Annotated in this window: 17 protein-coding genes; 11 read left to right on the forward strand and 6 right to left on the reverse strand. The window is 55.3% G+C overall.

Annotation, left to right across the window (positions count from 1 at the left end):
• Positions 1 to 23 precede the first annotated feature (23 nt).
• The gene (locus C4520_04375; GenBank protein RJP24244.1) at positions 24 to 854 is read right to left on the reverse strand and encodes a methyltransferase domain-containing protein; all 831 of its coding nucleotides are present in this window, start codon (positions 852 to 854) and stop codon (positions 24 to 26) included.
• 12 nt (positions 855 to 866) lie between these two features.
• Positions 867 to 1,139: an AbrB/MazE/SpoVT family DNA-binding domain-containing protein gene (locus tag C4520_04380; GenBank protein ID RJP24269.1), complete on the reverse strand. Its 273-nt coding sequence runs from the start codon at positions 1,137 to 1,139 to the stop codon at positions 867 to 869.
• Positions 1,140 to 1,504: 365 nt separating this feature from the next.
• Here C4520_04380 and C4520_04385 point away from each other — a divergent pair, with 365 nt between their 5' ends.
• The 3 genes from C4520_04385 to C4520_04395 all read left to right on the forward strand — a co-directional run bounded on the left by C4520_04385 (position 1,505) and on the right by C4520_04395 (position 4,851).
• The gene (locus tag C4520_04385) at positions 1,505 to 2,230 is read left to right on the forward strand and encodes an HAD family phosphatase (GenBank protein ID RJP24245.1); all 726 of its coding nucleotides are present in this window, start codon (positions 1,505 to 1,507) and stop codon (positions 2,228 to 2,230) included.
• Positions 2,231 to 2,390: 160 nt separating this feature from the next.
• Positions 2,391 to 3,608, forward strand: coding sequence for a hypothetical protein (locus tag C4520_04390; GenBank protein ID RJP24246.1), 1,218 nt, complete (start codon positions 2,391 to 2,393; stop codon positions 3,606 to 3,608).
• A gap of 232 nt (positions 3,609 to 3,840) precedes the next feature.
• A complete protein-coding gene (locus tag C4520_04395) occupies positions 3,841 to 4,851 on the forward strand; it encodes a 4Fe-4S dicluster domain-containing protein (protein ID RJP24247.1) in 1,011 nt (336 codons plus the stop codon).
• A 20-nt stretch (positions 4,852 to 4,871) separates the two neighbouring features.
• On the opposite strand, the gene C4520_04400 is transcribed toward C4520_04395, so the two are convergent.
• Together C4520_04400 and C4520_04405 are read right to left on the reverse strand one after the other, a co-directional pair.
• Positions 4,872 to 5,702: an alpha/beta hydrolase gene (locus tag C4520_04400; GenBank protein RJP24248.1), complete on the reverse strand. Its 831-nt coding sequence runs from the start codon at positions 5,700 to 5,702 to the stop codon at positions 4,872 to 4,874.
• Positions 5,703 to 5,831: 129 nt separating this feature from the next.
• Positions 5,832 to 6,656: a hypothetical protein gene (locus C4520_04405; GenBank protein ID RJP24249.1), complete on the reverse strand. Its 825-nt coding sequence runs from the start codon at positions 6,654 to 6,656 to the stop codon at positions 5,832 to 5,834.
• Positions 6,657 to 6,972: 316 nt separating this feature from the next.
• On the opposite strand from C4520_04405, the gene C4520_04410 reads away from it, so the two are divergent.
• Positions 6,973 to 7,860 carry a hypothetical protein gene (locus C4520_04410; GenBank protein RJP24250.1) on the forward strand — a complete coding sequence of 296 codons (888 nt, stop codon included), beginning with the start codon at positions 6,973 to 6,975 and terminating at the stop codon, positions 7,858 to 7,860.
• Between the two features lie 98 nt (positions 7,861 to 7,958).
• Here the strand turns inward: C4520_04410 and C4520_04415 are convergent, their stop codons facing one another.
• A complete protein-coding gene (locus C4520_04415) occupies positions 7,959 to 9,284 on the reverse strand; it encodes a class C beta-lactamase-related serine hydrolase (GenBank protein ID RJP24251.1) in 1,326 nt (441 codons plus the stop codon).
• Between the two features lie 119 nt (positions 9,285 to 9,403).
• On the reverse strand, positions 9,404 to 9,964 hold the full coding sequence (locus C4520_04420) for a hypothetical protein (protein ID RJP24252.1): 561 nt from the start codon (positions 9,962 to 9,964) through the stop codon (positions 9,404 to 9,406).
• Between the two features lie 147 nt (positions 9,965 to 10,111).
• Here C4520_04420 and C4520_04425 point away from each other — a divergent pair, with 147 nt between their 5' ends.
• The 7 genes from C4520_04425 to dacB all read left to right on the forward strand — a co-directional run bounded on the left by C4520_04425 (position 10,112) and on the right by dacB (position 19,788).
• On the forward strand, positions 10,112 to 10,873 hold the full coding sequence (locus tag C4520_04425; protein RJP24253.1) for a serine/threonine-protein phosphatase: 762 nt from the start codon (positions 10,112 to 10,114) through the stop codon (positions 10,871 to 10,873).
• A gap of 138 nt (positions 10,874 to 11,011) precedes the next feature.
• Positions 11,012 to 11,881, forward strand: a complete 870-nt coding sequence (locus C4520_04430) for a TIGR02757 family protein (GenBank protein RJP24254.1) — start codon at positions 11,012 to 11,014, stop codon at positions 11,879 to 11,881.
• A 97-nt stretch (positions 11,882 to 11,978) separates the two neighbouring features.
• Complete coding sequence (locus C4520_04435) at positions 11,979 to 13,187, forward strand: threonine ammonia-lyase (GenBank protein ID RJP24255.1); 1,209 nt, start codon at positions 11,979 to 11,981, stop codon at positions 13,185 to 13,187.
• A 122-nt stretch (positions 13,188 to 13,309) separates the two neighbouring features.
• Positions 13,310 to 14,656: a GMC family oxidoreductase gene (locus tag C4520_04440; protein ID RJP24256.1), complete on the forward strand. Its 1,347-nt coding sequence runs from the start codon at positions 13,310 to 13,312 to the stop codon at positions 14,654 to 14,656.
• Positions 14,657 to 14,855: 199 nt separating this feature from the next.
• Positions 14,856 to 17,132 carry a DEAD/DEAH box helicase gene (locus C4520_04445; GenBank protein ID RJP24257.1) on the forward strand — a complete coding sequence of 759 codons (2,277 nt, stop codon included), beginning with the start codon at positions 14,856 to 14,858 and terminating at the stop codon, positions 17,130 to 17,132.
• A complete protein-coding gene (locus C4520_04450; GenBank protein RJP24258.1) occupies positions 17,129 to 18,379 on the forward strand; it encodes a hypothetical protein in 1,251 nt (416 codons plus the stop codon). Before C4520_04445 ends, C4520_04450 begins: the two co-directional genes overlap by 4 nt.
• The gene (gene dacB, locus C4520_04455; GenBank protein ID RJP24259.1) at positions 18,328 to 19,788 is read left to right on the forward strand and encodes a D-alanyl-D-alanine carboxypeptidase/D-alanyl-D-alanine-endopeptidase; all 1,461 of its coding nucleotides are present in this window, start codon (positions 18,328 to 18,330) and stop codon (positions 19,786 to 19,788) included. The genes C4520_04450 and dacB overlap by 52 nt, the downstream gene beginning before the upstream one ends.
• The last annotated feature ends 194 nt before the right edge of the window (positions 19,789 to 19,982 follow it).

The following is a 19,982-nucleotide window of genomic DNA, read 5'->3' on the forward strand; positions in this document are numbered from 1 at the left end:
CATAATAGTCAAAGCGGTCCCGCTTACGGCTTCTCAGCCCGAACCTTTACGCTGACCACTGCACTGGCGACTTTCTGGACGTCCTCGAATGAGGCGCCCAGCGCATCGACCATGGCCTTTACAGTGGGGTCTCCAAGAAGGAGGTCGGCTCCGAAACCCGCCTCGCCCACAACCGAAACGTCCTTGAATCCGGCATCCCGTATCGCCTGCAGATAGTCCTCCTTCAACGAGGCGCCCGCCACACACCCGACGTACGCGTCGATCGATTCCTTCACAAAATCCGGAAGCTCCTCGAGCAGAACGATGTCCGATACCATCAGGCGGCCGCCGGGCTTGAGCACCCTGAAGGTCTCGCTGAACACCTGCGGCTTGTTCGGGGAAAGGTTGATGACGCAATTGGAGATAATCACGTCCACCGCGTTGTCCGCCACCGGCAGGTGCTCGATCTCGCCCAACCTGAACTCGACGTTGCCGAAGTTGTCTTCTGCTGCGTTCTTTCGCGCCTTGTCGAGCATCTCCGGAGTCATGTCCACTCCAATGACCTTTCCGGCGGAACCGACCTTTTTCGCTGCGAGAAAGCAGTCGAATCCCGCGCCCGAACCGAGATCAAGGACAACGTCCCCCTCCTTGAGAGAGGCCAGCGCAACCGGATTCCCGCAGCCGAGACCCAAATTTGCCCCTTCAGGGACCGACGAAAGGTCCTCGTCTGTATACCCGATCGCCTTGCTCACAACTTCGGCCTTGCTCGCGCTTCCGCAGCACGAGGCGGCGGGCGCACAGCAGGAACCGGAACTTTCTTTCACTCTTCCTGCATAGCGATCCCGCACCGTTTTTCGAATTTCTTCTTCTTTCATTTTGCGCTCCTCTCATTCCTGCATGATTTCGTTCATCATCGGGCCGAGCATACCTTTCACCGTATCCGCGAATGAGTCGGCCTTCACCAAAGCAATACAGCAGACAGAGCCTTCATTTTCGAAAGCGACCACAGCCAACTTGTCGCCGGGGTGTATGTGGGCCCGCTCGCGCAAGTCTTTCGGAAGCACGATCTGGCCGCGCGCATCGATCGGGATGAGCGCCTCGACTTTGCAGCACGCGGCGTTTCGTTCTGCCGCCTGGGGTCCGCAGCATCCTTGCGCCAGTTTCCGTTTCACCTGACCACCTCCCGTTTTAGCTAAATCAGTGCAATCAGTACATTCTGATTAATCAGAATTATACCACCCCCACCGCCGCCTGTCAAGAGGGCGTTCGCTTTTTTCCCAAACTTCGGCGTTTTATCCTGCATACGGGTGGGGCTTTTTCGGTCTGGGCACCCCCCAAGGCACGCGTCCCTTGCTCTCGCCGGCCATCCTGCATCTGGTTTACGGCCTCGGATTAGGTATCTTTCTGAATATTCTCTCAAAATTCTGAAGCGTCTGAGATCAGCGAGGGGGAGAAGAGGAGGGGCATGCGCCCACGTACTATGTCCCCAATTGAAGTCTTTTGCTGCAGCTGATACCATAGCATTATGTCCGCGGAAACAAGAAAAGCTGGCAGTCGAAAAGTTGATGCTGTGATCTTCGATTTGGATGGCCTTATTCTCGACACCGAGCGAATCGCGAAGCGGTTTTGGTTGATGGCTTTCAAGGAGTTCGGCGTCGTTCTGACTGATGAGCAATATCTTGGAATAGTCGGACGAAATGTGCGGGATTCAAATATGGTCCTTAGAAATCTGCTCGGAGATGATTTTCCAGTAGAAGAATGCAGGGCCCGAATGAGGGAGACCTATTATGAGGATATCGCTCGAAATGGATTGCCTGTGAAGCCGGGAGTTCATGAGTTGGTGGATTTTCTGAAAATGAAGTCGTTAAGATATGCAGTTGCGACCTCAACCGCGCGTGATATCACCATGAGAAAACTGGAGCTGACTAACCTTGTTTCGAGCTTCGAGACAGTCGTTGCCGGAGACGAAGTCTCACATGGAAAACCTCATCCCGAAATTTTCCTGAAAGCAGCAGCATTGCTCGATGCTCAGCCGCGAGCAGTCGTCGTCCTGGAGGATTCCTTTTCCGGCATCCGCGCCGCTAAAGCGGCGGGAATGATACCGATCATGGTACCGGACCTCGCCCAACCGACCGAGGAGATACAGTCGCTTGCATATGCGGTAGTCTCTACACTTAGCGAGGCCAAAGAGATAATTGAAGAGATCCTCGGCCGCACCACCAAAGACTATTCTCATGGCCCCAATACCTGATATCCTGATATCCTGATATTCGGCATATAATCCCTTGGAATCGGGAAATTCGAAATGTCAATCTATCTTGATTTTTCCGCAGTGCTGGGATAGGCTGAGATACATTCGATGGAAATCTCAGCAAATCCTTTGCATCAATAGCGGAGCAGGAGAAAGCGATATGGGCACCCGGTCAAAATCTGAACCGAATGGGAATATAGCTCAAATCATCGCCAGTGTACAGGAATGGGTACGGCATCATCCTGCCGGAGAGGGAGCCGCAAGGCTCGAGCAGTGGCTGGCCCAAAGGGAAAGGAAAGAAGAAGCAGAGCCGCTGATTGACGTCTTTGCCTGGATCGGCCAAACTCCCGCCTTGCGCCCGCTTGGACTTTCCCTATTGGACACTTTTCATCGGATGACTCTCTGCGAGATCATGCAGATTGCCGGGCGCCGCATGGTTTTCCCCTTGATAGGAGTGGTGGCGGCGCGGCTGAATAATACCAGGCTCAAAGATAATCTTCTCAATGCCGATGTCGCCCTGCAGTCGCTTTCATATGCCACCAAACTGCTCGAGACGGAATTCGCTTTCTGCAGTATGCCCGACACCTCGGCTTTTGCCGAAAGCTACGGGTGCACAGTGAAGATGCCCGAGGATGGATCGGCCCTGATCACCAAACACGTGATCGACAATCTTGAAGATTTAAAGCGGATTGAGAAATCCGGACCCGTTCAACTCGGCCGGATGGGCAGCACCTTTCATCTCATCACGGAAATGGTAAGCCGGTTTACGCTGATCCGCGGAGCTCTCGATGGCGGACCTTTTTCACTTGCGGCGATACTGGGCGGAGTCGAATCAGTCTCGCGGAAAATCATTCGTGAACCCGCCTTTGTCGAAAGGCTCGTGCAATTCTGCACAAATGTCTCCATCATGTTTGCGCAATCGATGGTTTCTGCGGGAGTGGACGCCATAATCCTCGGGGACCCGACAGCCGGGCTTCTCTCGCCGAAACAGTACGAAAAATTTGCCGGCCCGTATGTGAAGCAGGTGGTTGACTCGGTTGAGGTGCCCGTCATCCTTCACGTCTGTGGAAAGACGTCGCACATCATCGAGCAGATGTGCGCGACCGGCGTGCAGGGCATCAGCCTGGACACGCCTGTGGATTTTCCTGCCATTGTCTCCCGCGTGCCAAAGGATGTCGCTATCATCGGCAACCTGGATCCGGTGGGAACAGTGCTTAATGGGACTCCGGAACAGGCGGCAGCCGCCACGAAGCAACTGCTGGATTCGATGCGCGATGTTCCCAATTACATGTTTTCCACCGGATGCGAACTGCCGCTGGAAACGCCGCTCGAAAATATTCAGGCAATGATTGCAGCGGTTAAAGCTGAACGCAGATAAATCGCTCAATGTCGATTCCAATGCCTTTGTGCTGTCACCACTTGAGCCAAAGCTGGAAAGAAGCAGAGCTTATATCGATTACAGAGGATCTGAGCCGCGACTCCGCTTCGAGACAGAGATCACTGTAATTCAAAACCGCCGCGCCCTTCTGTAACCCCGAGGCGACTGAGTTCTCCAAGCACAGACGCAGCTGGTCCAACCGGCTCACCGCCGGGCGAGCCCTTTCGAGGAGATGAGGACGATGAATGAGACAAACGTGTATCAGGAACTTGCCGAAAGAATCATGATGGGTCATTCCGACGACGTCAAGCAACTGTTCAGGATGGTCGCCGACGAAGAGGAGGCAAGACTGCTGCTGGCGTTGCCGGCGACGCCGTCCGAACTAGCCGAGGCCACAGGCCGGCCACAGGATGAAGTGCAGAAGTCTCTGGACGCGCTGTTTCAGCGGGGACTGGCGATCGTGTCGAGCGGCTCGGGCAAATATCGGATGTGCAGGGACGTAATCCAATTTCATGATGCCACCGCGCTGTGGCCGAAAGCGTCGAAGGAATTTCTCGACTTATGGAAAAAGTGGACGGAAAAGGAATGGGCGTCGACCGCCAAGATGTTCGAAGGATTTCTTTCGCATCCTCCGCAGAGGATCGTGCCCGTTGACGCCGCAATCGAAGACAGGACCGCGATTCTGCATTATGAGAATGTTAAGGAGATCATCGAGGCGGCCCGAAGAATCGCGGTGACCAGGTGCGCGTGCCGCGTGGTCGACGGCAAATGCCGGAAGCCGCTCGAGGTGTGCGTTCAGATAAACCGGGGCGCCGACTACGCGATTGCCCGGGGAACGGGAAGAGAGATCGAAAAGGCCGAGGCTTTGGAGATCATGCGAACGGCCGAGGAGGCCGGCCTCGTCCATGTGACGATGAACAGCGAGCACACCGACCACTATATATGCAATTGCTGTCCGGACTGCTGCATCGGACTGCAGGCGCTCCTCTCGAAAGAGGGCGCGAAATTCGTCTCGCCGTCAAGATTCCAGGCGGTCGTCGATGAGGAATCGTGTATCGGCTGCGAATCCTGCATCGACCGCTGTTATTTCGGCGCCCTCACGCTGGAGGAGAAGGGGGGCGAGACAAAGGCGGCCGTGGACAGCGAGAAATGCGCGGGCTGCGGCCTCTGCGCGGTCGTGTGCCCCTCCGACGCAATACGGTTTCACGAGGTCCGCCCGCCCGATTTCATCCCGGCATCTTGAGTCCGGGCTGGTGATGCGGGCTACTCTTTTGTTCCACCGCGAATTTTCGCGAGAAAATCGAGCACTATCCGGTTAAATTGCGTCGGCGCCTCGATTGCGGCCGCGTGGCCGGTGGGCAACAGATGCAGTTCCGCTTTCTCGATGGCTTTGTTCATCGATTCCGCAACACTCACGTCCATCAATCCGTCATGCTCGCCCGCGATAATCAGCACCGGACACCTGAGCCGGTTCAATTCGACGGGGCTGTCAATCGCGCCGACAATCGCCTGCATGATCGCGTAATATTCCGATGGATTGTTCTGCAGTTTTACGCTCTTGTATCTCTGAAACGCCGGCGGGTTCCTCTGTCCAAAATCCGGCGAGAAAGAGGCGCTTGTCATGATCTCGGAAATGAGATCGTTGTCGCCCTGCTGGAGAATCCCGGCCATCATGCTTCGCCGTTCTTCCATGTCGGGACTCGGCGCCGCGCCAATGCCGCTGTTGGCGAATATCAGGCCCTCGGTCATCTCCGGGTGCTTCAGCGCGAATTCCAGCGCGATGCGCCCGCCCATCGAATACCCCAGCACGCACGCGGATTCGATCTGAAGGGCGCGGAGCAACTCATACAGATCGTCCGCAAAGAGACTCATCGAGTACGGCTGCTTCCCTGCTTCAGTTCGGCCGAATCCCCTGACATCGTACGTGAGAACGCGGTATCGCTTCGAGAATTCCGGCGCCTGGTTGTACCACATGTTAAGATTGTCGCTGAACCCGTGAATCAGGACGATCCAACCGCCTGAACCGGACAACTCGTAATTCATTTTGATTCCATTGGCGGATATCCTCATCGCGACCTCCTTGCAGACTGACATAACGACATTATATCATTTTGATCCGCCGGAATCGTACGGGAAATCACGAGCTGACGCCGGATTGATTTTCTGGAAAATTGTCGTCGATGGTTTCTTCATCACCTCCAGTCAATACGTCTGCCTCGACGCCTAGGCGGCTTTCTGCCTTCTGCGAAAAATTATCTTTTCGCCCGGTCCTCTTGTTCTTCCCACCACTCCTCCGAATCCCGCAGCGGCGCCGGTGAGAACGAGCATTATGAACGACGCTAATGCGGCTCTGCTGATCCCGCCGGCTACATTTTCGGCTGCCTGACGCATCTGGGGCTCCGCTTCCTGAAGCGTAGTTTCAGTACGCCTGACAAAGTCTTCGGCTTCCTGTCTGGACATACCGGTGTTTTGCTCAAGAAGAGCGACCACTCTTTCGCGCTCCTGCTGCGTTGCGCCGCCTCGCGCCATATCTCCAACTGCCGAATACAGATTTCTCGCGAATTGCTGGTTCTCCTGGGCTCCCACGATTTCCTGAATCTCCCCGGAAACGTCCGCCGGCAGCAATGCGGTAACAGCCTGACCAGAACCGGAGAGCACGCTTCCGATCATGCCGAATCCGCCCCCGATAATGGCGCCTACCGCGCTGGTGATGAAGTACGCCGAGAGCAGTATCACCAATCCCCAGGTGATAATGCCATGAAGCGCGGCGTCAAAAATGCGCTGGAGACCCGCCAACCTGCCGGCAACCCAGCCGCCGGCAAAGAGCGCTATGATACTACTGACGATCCACCAGATAGCGCTGCCAATGCCCAGGCCGCCGAATGGATTCTGCTCTGATGCGGGATCAATTGTCGCAAAGCCTATCGCCAGCCCCAGCGTAATCAGCGTCAACTGGACAACCACGGCGACTACGGCGCCCGCAAATATGGCTCCCCACGAAATGCGACTCAGTATACCAACGGGTACGCCTCGAATGTCCTCTTTCATGAAAAACGACCTCCTTCTTGGACATCTACACAGCCTGTTCGGCTGCAGTAAGACCAGTATAAAACTAGTTACCTCACAATAAAAATGTAACACCCTTTTCGATTGTTTGCAAACGGCAGCAAGGGCGCATGACCGGGAAAGACAGGTCGCGCTCGGGATTGTCCCCCGTGCGGAAGGGACTGGCTCCATTTACGGAATTCACGCTTTTGTGAATTCGTGGAATGGCCCCTTTCCCCGGAGCAGGAGCCAGTCGCTCAACCGTCGGGCATTCTCTTCCCCTCTTTGTGGTATAATTTTTATTCACTACCGAGTCAAGATGAAAAGACGAACGTTCTTCATGAACCACAGGACATGTATCGTTGCAGAAGGAGGAGGGCTGCGGTCGAGTTACGTGGTTGGAGTGATCAAAGCGCTCATAGAAAACTTTCACATAACGTCCGTCGACATAGCCGTAGCCACCTCGGGCAGCGCCGGAACGCTCACCTACTATGTCACGCGACAGTTCGACTCTATCATAAACATTTGGACGAATTTACTCTCCACGTGGAAATTCCTGAGCTTCAGAAATATCTTTCTCGGGAACCCTCTCTTGAACATCGATTACCTGATCGACGTCGTTTTCAAGCAGCAGGATAGATTGAATGTCGAAGCGTTAAAATCCCAGGTGACCGAACTATTCATCCCGGTCACAAATTACCGAACAGGCGAGGCGGAATACTTCTCGAACCATGACGATGTGGATTTTTTCGAAGTCTTGAGAGCCACCAAAGCAGCAGAGATTTCCTATGGAAGACCGGTGAGGATCGCCGGACAGGATTACGTCGACGGCGCTCTCTCAGTACCTATAGGAATCAAAAAAGCCCTTGATGCGGGAGCCACCGACATGATCGTGATCTCACCGAACCCCAAGGGATTCATACGATCGCGCTCTTTCCTGGAGCGTTTAGCGACAGGGTTGTTTGCCCGAAACTTCCCGAAGGGTTTAAGGCAGACGATTGAAAGGCTGCCTGAGACATATAATGGCATCCTGGACATTATCAAGCGAGAAATGAAGATACAAGAGCGGAATATTGTCCTTATCCAACCTGAATCCAGGATATCAGCGGGCACACTCGACAATTCGAGAGAAAACTTGATGATCACTATCAGCCAAGGTTATTGCGACGCGTGCCATTGTGAGGAATTGAATTCATTCGGCAGATGATCTGCGGACGACGAGCTTTTTTTCTCTGCCGAAAAATCAGCCAAGACCAGCAGACACCTGGCCTGCGGTTTCCAAATTAATCTGCGGATCAAGCTCCTTCATATCGTCCCCGCAGAACCCCCACTTCTCAGTCCCTGCGCGATTGCCCGGCAAACGGCCGCAGTTTCTTCATCATGCTCATAGTTGTTGTCGGCGAAGTGGGGGTCCACGCTGGTCTTGACAATGACGAGATTATCTTTTGGCGATACATAGATATATTGACCCCACACGCCGATCGCCATGAATTCGCCGTCCGAATGCTCCGGAATCCACCACTGGTATTGATAGCCGAAATTGCCGAAGGAAATCTCGTAACTTTCCGGCTTCGGCCCCGGCTGCAGGTTCGGGTCATCCGGCGTGACCGACTCCCGCACCCACTTCTCGGAAACGATCTGGCTCCCATTCCAGTTTCCGTTATGCAAATAGAGACGCCCGAATCTGGCATAATCCCGCACCGTTGCGTTCAGGAAGGCGAACGAAAGCTCGGTCCCGCTCAGGTCGGTGCACCAGAAGGCGTCATGTTCCATGCCGATCTTGCTCCAGATTTTTTCTTCGAGGTATGTCGATACTGATTTGCCGGTCACCGCCGAAATCAGCATCCCCAGCGCTTGCGTGTCGCAGCTTCGGTAGTAGCTGGTCGTCCCTGAGGGAAACTCGGGCCTGATCTTCGCCATGTAATCGTCTATCGGCTGTCCCAGCCCGAAGATTTTGAGGAACATGGTGTTGATATCGGAAGATTGATTATCGTACTCCTCGTTGAATTTTACGCCGGACGACATCTGCAGGACGTGCTTGATCGGCACTCCCTCATAACCGGAACCTTTCAGCTTCGGAACATAATCCGTTATCGCCTTCTCGACGCCGGCTATCAAGCCATCATCAATGGCGATCCCCACCAGTGCGGAGACAAAAGATTTCGCCACCGACATCGACGTACACAGCGAGTCTTTGGAAACACCATGGAAATATCGTTCTGTAACGATGATGTCGTCCTTCACCACCAGGAGTCCCGTCGTGATGGTTTCCGCCAGGAAATCATCAACCTTTTTGGACTCGCCATTGAATATATAGAACGGATTCAGCTCCGTTTCGTTCCGCTGAAACTGGAATGCCGGCCCCGCATGATGAATCGTTCGGGCGGGCATGATCCGATCCATGCGGTGGAAGTTTTCGATGCGCTTGTCCTCGTCAAAGAATGTGTAGACATTCCACATGCGCTGAAGGTTTTCGCGTTTGGAGACGCCGAAGCCAATGAGGCCAAGCATCAGGATCGCAGCGATGAGAAGAATTTTCGGCAAAGCGGAGAGATTCTTCTTTTCGTTCAAGTTCCTGCGCCTCCCCTTTTTTGTAACATTCCAAAGAAAATCCGGCGACAAGTATATCATTATTGGCAGTTGCAAAGATATCGGGGGGAACAATCGGGGGAATAAGACGGAAGAGTGCACGGGCTGCCGGCAGGCAACCACGGCGGGGATCAGCTTTTCAAAAATCAGTGTGTATACTATCAGGCATCGGGCGAGGCGAGGCCGGTTATCTTCCAGCCGTGCGTCCGCTTCTCCAAAACGAGGCGCTTGTACAGCTTGTTGCCGCACTGGATCCAGGGACGGATCATGATGACGGCCGAAGTTTCCTTGATATCCTTCCCGATAATCTCATAGGATTTGCCGGTATTTTCGCCGACAAAGATATCCTCGGACAGTAACTGGGCGTGGACCGATTCAAGTTCCCTCTTCCGGCGCCAGTTGGCTTGCGCATAATCCCTTCGGGTGACGCCGGTCGAGTCCATCTGCGACACAAACGTCCTGATGTCGACGTGTCTCAGAAAATCATCTTTGATACCGGCCGAAAGAGCCCCCAGCGCCGCCGCTGCAACCTCGTCAGGCGGACGATTCGATGAGAGCGGTTTCAGCCTCAGAAAGACGATGGCGACAGCCATCAGCACCAGAAAAGCCGCGCCCAAAAGGACAGGAAACTTTACTGCAGACACCTTGGCGGGTTTTTTGGCCTTCTTCGAAGGCGGTTTTCTCGCCTCCTTTTTCTCAGGCCATTTCACTTCAATACCCATCCTGCACCCTTTCCCCATTCGTTGCAGATGGCTTTAAAGTGACGTTACTCTATCCTGAAAAAGAGAGGAATGTCAAGTCAAGCTGTCGCTCTGCAAAGATTTTCCCTGCACAAGATAATTGCGCATAATGGAAGGTGAACGAAGGGGATGTCGCCCATGAAAAAGGTTCCTCCCCCCGTGTTCCAGTGCCGGGAAGCGTGGGGGGGCAATAAAAAAATAGAACAGGATATCGAAATCGGCGACCTGAGGGGTTTTCTCCTGAGCAGGCCATATAACGCCTCCGAGGGGGGAGACCTCCATTTCCTCTCTTTCTGCGAGGAAGAGAACATTTCGAAAATAGTCATAGCGGACGTCTCCGGACATGGAGATATCGTATCGCGCGCGGCATCGGCGATAAAGGGACTGCTCCAGAAATACATTGACGAACTTGATAACAGCAGGCTCCTGGAATCCATCAATCGATCGGTCCGCCGCAGGCTTTTCAACGGAAAATTCGTTACGATGGTCGCCGCCACCTATCGCGGAATCAATAAGGAACTCATTTATGCATATGCAGGACATCCCACCCTCCTCCAGTACCAGAAGGCAGAGCGGAATTGGCAAGTGCTGCATGCCCCCGAAAACGGGGGGATGCCTCTCGGGATCATCGGCAACGCTGGATACTTTCAGATCGAAACCCGGCTGAATTCGGGCGACCTTCTCCTTTTTTACACGGATGGGCTTCTGAACGTCAAAATCAACTCCACCATCCAGATCTCGATCGAGGAGCTGCTCTCCTTCTGCCGAAGCCTGAACGCCGACCGTCTCCGGCCTCGGGAAATCTCCGAATCGCTCATCAAACAGATAACCCGCTCTTCCTCGGCCGGATTCACCGACGACGTAACGCTTCTTGTTCTCGAAGCGGCCTGATCCGCCAATTCGCCGAGGGTTCTTCCCGGCCCCGGGATTGCCCCAGCACCCTTCGCCCTCCCTTGACCAGTTTCGGTCTCTATGGTACGCTGAATTTGAAAATCCATTATGGAACTGGATGAGTGAATGCATTAAAGAATGAAGCTTCCTCTTCTCAAAAAGAAATTGGATGGCTTGCAGAGCACCTATAATAAGGAATATCTTTCCTCCGATCCGATCTGGTTCGTTCATCGGTACCGCGATCCTGTCGATCGGGAAGTGGTTGGCCTGATCTGCAGTTCATTGGCCTATGGGAACGTGAAGATGATTCAACGCAATCTCGAGCGCCTTCTGGCAATACTTGGGACGAGGCCCGCCCGCTATGTGCGCGGCTTCAGCCCCATTGACCGCTCCAGCTTCTCCGGTTTTACTCACAGATTTAATACGGCGGATGACATCGTTCTTCTTCTGTGGTATATCCAGCAAATGCTCGAGATCGGTGGCTCGATCGGCGGGTTCTTCAATGCCGGCTGTCGAAACGGCCAAGACATCCGGCAGTCGCTTTCACATTTTGTCGAGCGGGTGCTCACGCTCGATTGTTCGCCGGTTCATCCCGACGGTATCTTGCCCGACGGTGCGGGAGTCCGCTTCTTTTTTCCTTCGCCTGCCGGCGGCAGCGCCTGCAAACGGCTGAACCTGTACCTTCGCTGGATGGTCCGGCGGGATGACGGCATCGACTTCGGCTTGTGGCAATTCATTTCGCCCGCAAACCTCATCATTCCGCTCGACACGCACGTCGCCCGAATCTGCAGGTTGATCGGACTGACCAGGCGCACGTGCGCCGGCTGGCCGATGGCGGCAGAGATAACGGAAAATCTGAAGCGACTCGATCCGCACGATCCGGTTAAATACGACTTCGCCATCAGTCGGTTGGGCATCCTCGCCGAATGCCCGAAAAACCCGGTAGCGGAAAAATGCTTTACCTGCAAAATCAAGAGCGTGTGCACGAACAACGGCGTCGTCACTTGATTCCGGTGCTCGACTGAAAAAACATTCTCATTTTTCAAAGCAGCTCACAGGCGCGAGGCAACCTCTCTTGGGAAAGCGATCTACAAAGGGAAAATCCATGACGATATCATCGACGTCCGTGCGGGAAGCGCTTCAACGCATCCAGAGTACCATCTACCGAACGCCTCTGATGGAAACAAGCTCGATCAGCTCGATGACCGGACTGCATGTGCGCCTCAAACCGGAGAACCTCCAGAAGACCGGCTCGTTCAAAATCCGGGGCGCAAGCAATAAGATGTTGCTGCTCGACGGCGAGCAGAAACGCAAAGGAGTCATCGCCGCCTCAGCGGGCAATCATGCGCAAGGCGTCGCGTATGCAGCCCAGCAGGCCGGTATCGACGCCACAATTGTCATGCCGAAAGCGACTTCGCTCGCCAAAGTCGAAGGGATGCGCCGCTATCCGGCCACCCTGATTCTTGAAGGGCAAGGTTTTTATGAAGCCGCCGAGTATGCGAAATCGGTTCAGCATGAAACCGGCGCCACGTTCATTCCTGCGTTCGACGATCACGATGTGATGGCAGGGCAGGGAACCATCGGCCTCGAAATCATCGAGGAATGGCCGGACGTGGACACCGTAATAGTGGCAATCGGCGGCGGCGGCCTCATATCCGGCATCGCCACCGCCATAAAAGAGAAGAAGCCATCGGTAAAGATTGTCGGTGTCCAGGCTGCCGGCGCCGCCTCGGTGAAAGCGGCTCTTGAGCAGGGGAAGCCGGTAAAGATCTCCTCCTGCCGCACTCTTGCAGACGGCATCGCCGTAAAACAGATCGGCGAGTTGACGTTTCCGATTATCCAGCGCCTAGTCGATGAGGTAGTTACCGTCGAAGAAGACGAGATCGCCGCCGCTGTCCTTCACCTCCTGGAACGCTGCAAGATGGTCGTCGAGGGCGCAGGCGCCGTGCCGGTGGCGGCCCTCCTTTTTCATTCCGGCATCGCGAAAGGCCGGAATGTGGTTCCCGTTCTCAGCGGGGGCAACATCGATGTGAATATGCTCGGCAAGATAATAGATGGCGGGCTTGCCAAGGCGGGCCGCTTCATGACGATCGAGGTCAGTCTCGACGATGTCCCCGGCGCTCTTCACGCGCTGCTGAGCCACGTCGCCAGGCTCGAGGCGAACGTATTGACGATCGAGCATGATCGCACGTCTTCAAAGGCTCCATTCGGGAAAACGGGAGTCACGCTGCATCTCGAGACCCGCGGACTCGAGCATATTGAAGAGATCACGCGAGAGCTAAAGAATCATTACCCGATCGAAACACGCCGGTAACGCTTGCTTTTCGCTCCGTGACTGGGTTAAAATTGCGCTAGCGTCTGCATAAACTTCTCTGTCTCTTCAGCCGAAAAAGGTGCGGGTCAAAGATCCCGCTTCGACACGACGAGGAGGACACCGTGACCACTACATTCAGAAGAAAAGAAGCCGATGTCGTTGTCATTGGTTCCGGACCGGGCGGAGCGACCGTCGCCCGCCAGCTTGCTCGCGCGGGAAAAAAGGTAGTCCTGCTCGAACGCGGCAAGGATGAACGCGGCAAATTCTATTACGGGACACATTTTGGATGCCTCCTCTACTGCGACAAGATGGGCATGCTGATGACGAAGGAGGGGCTCAACATCATCCGCCCGCTGCTTGTCGGCGGAGCAACGAACCTTTTCTGCGGTTGCGCATCGCGCCCGCCTGCATGGCTGAAGGAGAAGTATAAGGTCGACATCGACGACCAGGTCAGCGAGACGATTGAAGAATTGAAGATCGCTCCGCTGCCCGACCACCTGATGGGTTCCGCCTCGAAACGCGTCATGGAAGCCGCCAATGAAATCGGGTATAACTTCGAGCCGCAAGACAAGTTCATGGACCCGGGACGAACTCAATACGACTGCGGCGCCAAGTGCATGCTTGGCTGTCGCTGCGGCGCCAAGTGGTCGGCCGCCGAGTTCGTCGACGATGCCGTAGCCGCCGGCTGCGAACTGATCACGCAAGCGAAAGTGACCGACGTCATGATCGACCACGGACAGGCAATCGGCGTGCGCGGAAAACTCAAGGGGAACCCGTTTGAGATTTTGGCCGACACCGTCGTCATTTCCGCGGGCGGAATCGGCTCTCCGATCATCCTGCAGCACTCCGGCCTGTTTGACGCCGGGAAGGGGATGACCATGGACCCGACCGTCATGGTTTACGGCGTGGCCAACTTCCGCGGCAACTCCTGCGATCCTCCCATGAGCATCTCCTGGTGCGACGACGACAATGGCTACATGCTGAGTACGCTCATCGATCCGTGGCTGCTGTACCCGATGATCATGGCGCTCAAGGGTCCCAAATATCCCCTCACCGCCGTTCATTACCGCAACACGATCGGCATGATGATCAAAGTGAAAGATGAGATCGCCGGCGGCATCACGATGGAAGGCAAAATCAGCAAGCCGATGACCGCGCGCGACCAGGAACGCCTCAATCATGCCTCGATCGTCTGCCGGAAAATCCTGATAAAGGCAGGCTGCGATTCGGATTCCATCTTTGTTTCCCCTCTCCGCGGAACGCATCCGAGCGGCACCGTCCGTATCGGCGATATGCTCGATACGAACCTGAAAACCGAGGTCGAGGGGCTCTACGTGTGCGATGCAAGTACTTTCCCGGAGGCGCTCGACCGGCCGACTGTCCTCACGATCATCGGCCTCGGCAAGCGCCTCTCGGAACATATCCTGAAGAAGAAGTCCCCCACAAAACAAAAGGCGAAACAAGCTTAGTATCTGGCAGAACCGGGAGAAGTTACTCAAGAGCCGCTGGGTGGGCGCTTCGTGTCCCGGTTTGCTTGCGGTGACAGACGCCTTCTCTCCCTCTTGAGAAGATTTTTTCGTTGACGATATCCTATTACTGGAGTACAATCAGAACAAAACCACAACATAAAGCGGTCATCACCTGTCCGCTCCATCTAAAAGAATATTTATGAACCTCGAGCAGGTCCTTGATACTTTGAAAGACTCGCCCCGGTTCATGCAGTGCGTGACCGAATGGCGCGAGATTCCGCCGCGGGAAGCGGTCCTCGAAGATTTCCCGTCGCGGATCGACGACCGCCTGCAAAAAGTCCTGCGTACCCGCGGAATCGAAAAACTGTATTCCCATCAGCGAACCGCGCTCGATCGTCTCGAGGACGGCCAAGACATCGTCATCATAACTCCGACCGCCTCAGGCAAGACACTTTGCTACAATTTGCCGGTGCTCAACACCTTGCTCTCGGATCGCGATGCGCGCGCCCTCTACCTGTTTCCGACGAAGGCGCTCTCACAGGACCAGGTTGCGGAATTGCACGGCCTCATCACGGCGCTCGGCGAGGACATCCGCACCTATACCTACGATGGCGATACTCCGTCTTCGGCTCGCAAGGCGATTCGCCACTCCGGCCATATTGTTGTGACCAATCCCGACATGCTGCATACCGGCATCCTGCCGCACCACACGAAATGGATCAAGCTGTTCGAGAAGCTGCGGTATATCGTCATTGACGAGCTTCATCATTATCGCGGCGTCTTCGGCAGCCACGTCGCCAATGTCTTCCGGCGCCTGCAGCGGCTGTGCGAGTTCTATAACTCATCGCCCCAGTTCATCTGTTGTTCCGCCACGATCGCGAATCCGGAGGAACTGGCCGAAAAGATCATCGGGAAACCGGTCTCGCTCGTCTCTAATAACGGAGCGCCCGCGGGGAAAAAGCATTTTGTTCTGTATAATCCGCCGGTCGTTAACCGCGAGCTCGGCATTCGACGGTCGGTTGTCTCGGAATCCAGCCGGCTGGCGCAAAAATTTCTCGATCGCGACATCCAGACCATTGTCTTCGGGCGCAGCAGGCTTCGGGTCGAAATCCTGGTTACCTATCTGAAGGAAGCCGTTCGCAAAATGCACAAGTCCGACCGCCTCATCCGCGGGTATCGCGGCGGATACTTGCCGAACGAGCGTCGCGAGATCGAGCACGGCCTGCGCGACGGCGAGATCATGGCAGTCGTGAGCACGAACGCGCTCGAGCTGGGGATCGACATCGGAGAGCTCGACGTGAGCGTAATGGCCGGATATCCGGGAACGGTGGCAAGCAGTTGGCAGCAGGCAGGCCGCGCAGGCAGGCGCAACAAGGTCTCCGCCGCCTTCCTGCTGGCGAGCAGCGCGCCAATAGATCAATATCTGATTAACCATACCGACTACTTCTTCGCGCAGCCGCCAGAGAACGGCGTGATCGACCCGAACAACCTGATTATCCTGATGAGCCACATCAAGTGCGCCGCCTTCGAACTGCCGTTCCGCGACGGTGAGAGCTTCGGCGTCGATACGATTGCGGACCTGCTCGCGTACCTCGAGGAACACCGCGTCCTCAGGCACGCCGACGGGCGCTGGTATTATACGGCCGATACGTATCCGGCCGAGGAGGTGAGCCTGCGGAGCGCATCTCCCGAGAATGTTGTCATCATCGATGTGACCAAGAATGCAAGCGTCATTGGCGAGATCGACCTCCAGGCCGCCCCGCTCACCGTATATGAAGGCGCCATCTATATCCATGAGAGCCGCCAGTATGAGATCGAGCGGTTCGATTTCGAACATCAAAAGGCGTACGGCCGACAGGTCGACGTCGATTATTACACCGACGCCGAATCGAAAACGGAGATCAAGGTTCTGGACGTGGCGGCGCATTCCAATCTCGCGCACGGCGCCAAGGCGCACGGCGAGGTCAGCGTCACAACCCTGCCGGTCATGTACAAGAAAATAAAGTTCCACACTCATGAAAACATCGGGTCCGGCCGGATTCACCTGCCCGAACAGGAGATGCACACAACGTCCTACTGGATCGATTTCCGGCCCGACTCCCTCGAGAATGCGGGCCTCACCGAGGGCGACCTCGGCGGCGGACTCAAGGCACTCTCGAACGTGCTGGTCAACGTTGTGCCGATCTACATCATGTGCGACCCGAACGATATCCGTTCCGTGAGCATGGTGCGCTGCCCCTTCAGCCAGTTGCCGACCATCTTCATTTACGATAACTATCCGGGCGGCGTCGGCTACAGCCAGAAAATCTTTCGGATGCACGATATGCTCCTCGAAATCGCGCGCGAGCTGCTCACCGGCTGCGCCTGCGAAAGCGGGTGCCCCTCCTGCGCGGGCCCCGCGCTCGAAATCGGGGAAACGGGAAAAAAGAGCGCTCTGAAGCTGCTGGACATATTAATGGCGGAAGCGGCTCTATGAATCTGCGGGACAAGCTCGACAGGTACACCAGGCCGGCGAAACCGGAAACCATTCCGGCTCCTGCCTCTTCCCTCTCTTCTTCCTCTCTATGCGAGCACTCTGTCCATACCTTTCCGGCCGACTACCGGCACGGGACCTACAACTTTCAGCCAACACAAAAAGATTTTCCGCACGCGCTCGAATTCCTGTTTCCAAATCTTGGGAACTTGCCTCTTTCTTTCGATCAAATTGCATTTTTCGATACGGAAACGACAGGCCTGTCCGGCGGCATCGGCGTTTGCGCGTTCCTTGTCGGCATCGCCTATCTCTCGCCGAATGGATTCGTTGTCGAACAATATCTGTTGAACGATTTCCCGTCTGAATGCGACCTGCTTCAGAAAGTCTGCGCGAAATTGGACCAGTTTCGATATCTCGCCAGCTTTAACGGTCGTTCGTTTGACGTGCCCGTCATCGAGGGAAGGTTTGTCTTAAATGGCGTCCCTCAAACGATTTCCAAAAAACTGCACCTCGATATGCTCCATCCCGCGCGTCGCCTCTGGAAACACCGCCTGAAAGATTGTTCGCTAAAAACCGTCGAGGCCGATATCCTTAAGTTCCAACGTCTTAATGATATCGACGGATGGATGATACCCCAGGCATTTTTTTCCTATCTCAGATCGGCAGATAGAAACGTTATGGAACGAATTTTGCTCCATAACCGGTTGGACCTGCTGACGCTGGCTTGCATTACGCATTTGATATTGAAAGCCGTCGAGAATCCGCGCGAGGCGGATTTCGAGCACGGCGAGGATTGGTACGGGCTTGGCACGCTCTTCGAGCGCAGGCGCCAGGTCGAACTGGCTGCATCCTGTTTCGAGCGGGCGCTGGAGGCGGGTTTGCCCGACCCGCTGGGCCGAAACTGCCGCAAGCTGCTCTCGCTCACGCACAAGAGAGCCGGGAATTGGGACGGCGCCGTAAGGCTATGGAAGGAGGACTTGAGCAAATCTGGAGCTTCGGCGATATTCGAACTGGAGGAACTGGCAAAGTATTACGAACATCGGCGGCGTGATTTTGCCTCAGCATGCGAGGCCTGCCGACGCGCGATCACAGCGCTTGAAATCAGAGAGGCGACATCGGGCGCGGGCGCGGCCGCTCTGATTTTCCAGTTCGAACAGAGGTTACAAAGGTTAAGGCGTAAAATGCAGAGAGAGAAGGTATGCGAAAAACAGGAATCAATGTCTTCATACTTTTCTTCTTACTCATTCTGACTGCTTCATCCGGCATCGCCGCAGAAACATCCTCATTTGAAACTCTGGCGGCCCGAATAGATTCCATCCTGGGCGAAGTCGCCGAAAATTGCACAATAGCGGTCAAAGTTGTATCGCTCGATTCCGGCGAAACCGTATACGAGCGAAACGCCCGGCGCCTCATGGTGCCGGCCTCGAATACAAAACTCTTTACCACCGCCGCCGCGTTGAATTACCTCGGGCCCGATTTCACGGTGAATACATCATTCTATTTGAGGGGCGACATTGACGAACGAGGGAACCTGGACGGCGACCTCATCATCTACGGGCGCGGCGACCCGAACATCTCAGGCAGATTCACCGAGCATCCGACCGAGATCTTCGATCAGGTGGTCGACGACCTGAAGTCGCTCGGCCTGCGAGAGATCAAGGGCGACATCATCGGCGACGACAGTTATTTCGATTCCTGCTACTACGGGCCCTGGCCGGCCGCCGATTCTCAGAAGTGGTATGCGGCCCGCGTGAGTGCGCTTTCTTTCAACGACAACTGCATTGATATCTGCGTTGTTCCGGGGAATGCGCCAGGCCAAAAGCCCAGGATCAAGGAATCGCCCGAGAGCAGCTACGCCCGCATCATAAATCAGGCAAACACCACGAGCCGCCGCAACAACTCCGTGTGGGCGGCGTCGGGCGGCGGAAGTTCCGACGTTCAATTACGCGGCAGAATCTGGATGGGAAAGAAAGAGGAATTGCTGAATGTTCCCGTCGAGACGCCCGCGCTTTTTACCGCCACCGTCTTCAAGGAGAGTCTGCAGAGAAAAGGCATCAAGGTTCATGGGCGCGCGCGCGAGTTGGAGGAAGAACTCGGTTCGGCGGTCCCGCCGGGACTTGATCCCATTATCAATTGGCGCTCGCTTCCGTTTTCCGAAATGATCAAGGTGGTCAACAAGCGCAGTCAGAACCTGCACGCCGAACTGCTGCTCAAGCAGATCGGGCTCCGCACCGGGCGAGGCGCCTCGTTTGAAGGCGGCACGCGCGCAATTCACGAGTTCACCCAAAAGATCGGGTTGCCCGTCGAGGACATCGATCTGCATGACGGCTCCGGCCTGTGCAGGACGAATCAAGTCACCGTCCACTCAGTCACCGGACTGCTCGAATATATGGACAAGAGCCCTTGGCGCAGTGTCTATCGGGAGTCGCTTGCAACCGTCGGCTCCGATGAGTCGCTGCAATCGATGGTTACCATGGTGCCTCCCGGTCGGGTGATGGGGAAGACCGGCTCGCTGAAAGGCGTGTTCGCCTTCTCCGGTTATGCTGACGGCGAAACCGAAAATTTCGCGTTCTCCATCGTCGCGAACGGCCTCAAGAACGGCTCCTATTCCCTCAAGCGGGCGCGCGACCGCATCTGCAGAGAACTCGTGCGCTACTAGAACAGGCTGCCGGCGCATTTTGAGATAGACTCACTGTGAGGTAAGCCGCTCTCCTTTTTTTCATTCCTGCACGTAGCGCAGGCATCCTGCCTGCAATCTTTCTTTACCCCTTTGGTTCTATACTTTCCGATATCCTTCCAATCATTCGCGCATCAGTCGGCAGCCATTATTGACATAACTTCTTTCATTAGCTA

It is taken from the genome of Candidatus Abyssobacteria bacterium SURF_5, from assembly GCA_003598085.1.
Classification (GTDB): domain Bacteria; phylum Abyssobacteria; class SURF-5; order SURF-5; family SURF-5; genus SURF-5.

Coding starts and splice junctions, on each gene's coding strand:
- C4520_04375 (RJP24244.1), bottom strand. CDS start 854: ATGAAAGAAGAAGAAATTCGAAAAACGGTGCGGGATCGCTATGCAGGA.
- C4520_04385 (RJP24245.1), top strand. CDS start 1,505: ATGTCCGCGGAAACAAGAAAAGCTGGCAGTCGAAAAGTTGATGCTGTG.
- C4520_04390 (RJP24246.1), top strand. CDS start 2,391: ATGGGCACCCGGTCAAAATCTGAACCGAATGGGAATATAGCTCAAATC.
- C4520_04395 (RJP24247.1), top strand. CDS start 3,841: ATGAGGACGATGAATGAGACAAACGTGTATCAGGAACTTGCCGAAAGA.
- C4520_04400 (RJP24248.1), bottom strand. CDS start 5,702: ATGTCAGTCTGCAAGGAGGTCGCGATGAGGATATCCGCCAATGGAATC.
- C4520_04405 (RJP24249.1), bottom strand. CDS start 6,656: ATGAAAGAGGACATTCGAGGCGTACCCGTTGGTATACTGAGTCGCATT.
- C4520_04410 (RJP24250.1), top strand. CDS start 6,973: ATGAAAAGACGAACGTTCTTCATGAACCACAGGACATGTATCGTTGCA.
- C4520_04415 (RJP24251.1), bottom strand. CDS start 9,284: ATGATATACTTGTCGCCGGATTTTCTTTGGAATGTTACAAAAAAGGGG.
- C4520_04420 (RJP24252.1), bottom strand. CDS start 9,964: ATGGGTATTGAAGTGAAATGGCCTGAGAAAAAGGAGGCGAGAAAACCG.
- C4520_04425 (RJP24253.1), top strand. CDS start 10,112: ATGTCGCCCATGAAAAAGGTTCCTCCCCCCGTGTTCCAGTGCCGGGAA.
- C4520_04430 (RJP24254.1), top strand. CDS start 11,012: ATGAAGCTTCCTCTTCTCAAAAAGAAATTGGATGGCTTGCAGAGCACC.
- C4520_04435 (RJP24255.1), top strand. CDS start 11,979: ATGACGATATCATCGACGTCCGTGCGGGAAGCGCTTCAACGCATCCAG.
- C4520_04445 (RJP24257.1), top strand. CDS start 14,856: ATGAACCTCGAGCAGGTCCTTGATACTTTGAAAGACTCGCCCCGGTTC.
- C4520_04450 (RJP24258.1), top strand. CDS start 17,129: ATGAATCTGCGGGACAAGCTCGACAGGTACACCAGGCCGGCGAAACCG.
- dacB (RJP24259.1), top strand. CDS start 18,328: ATGCGAAAAACAGGAATCAATGTCTTCATACTTTTCTTCTTACTCATT.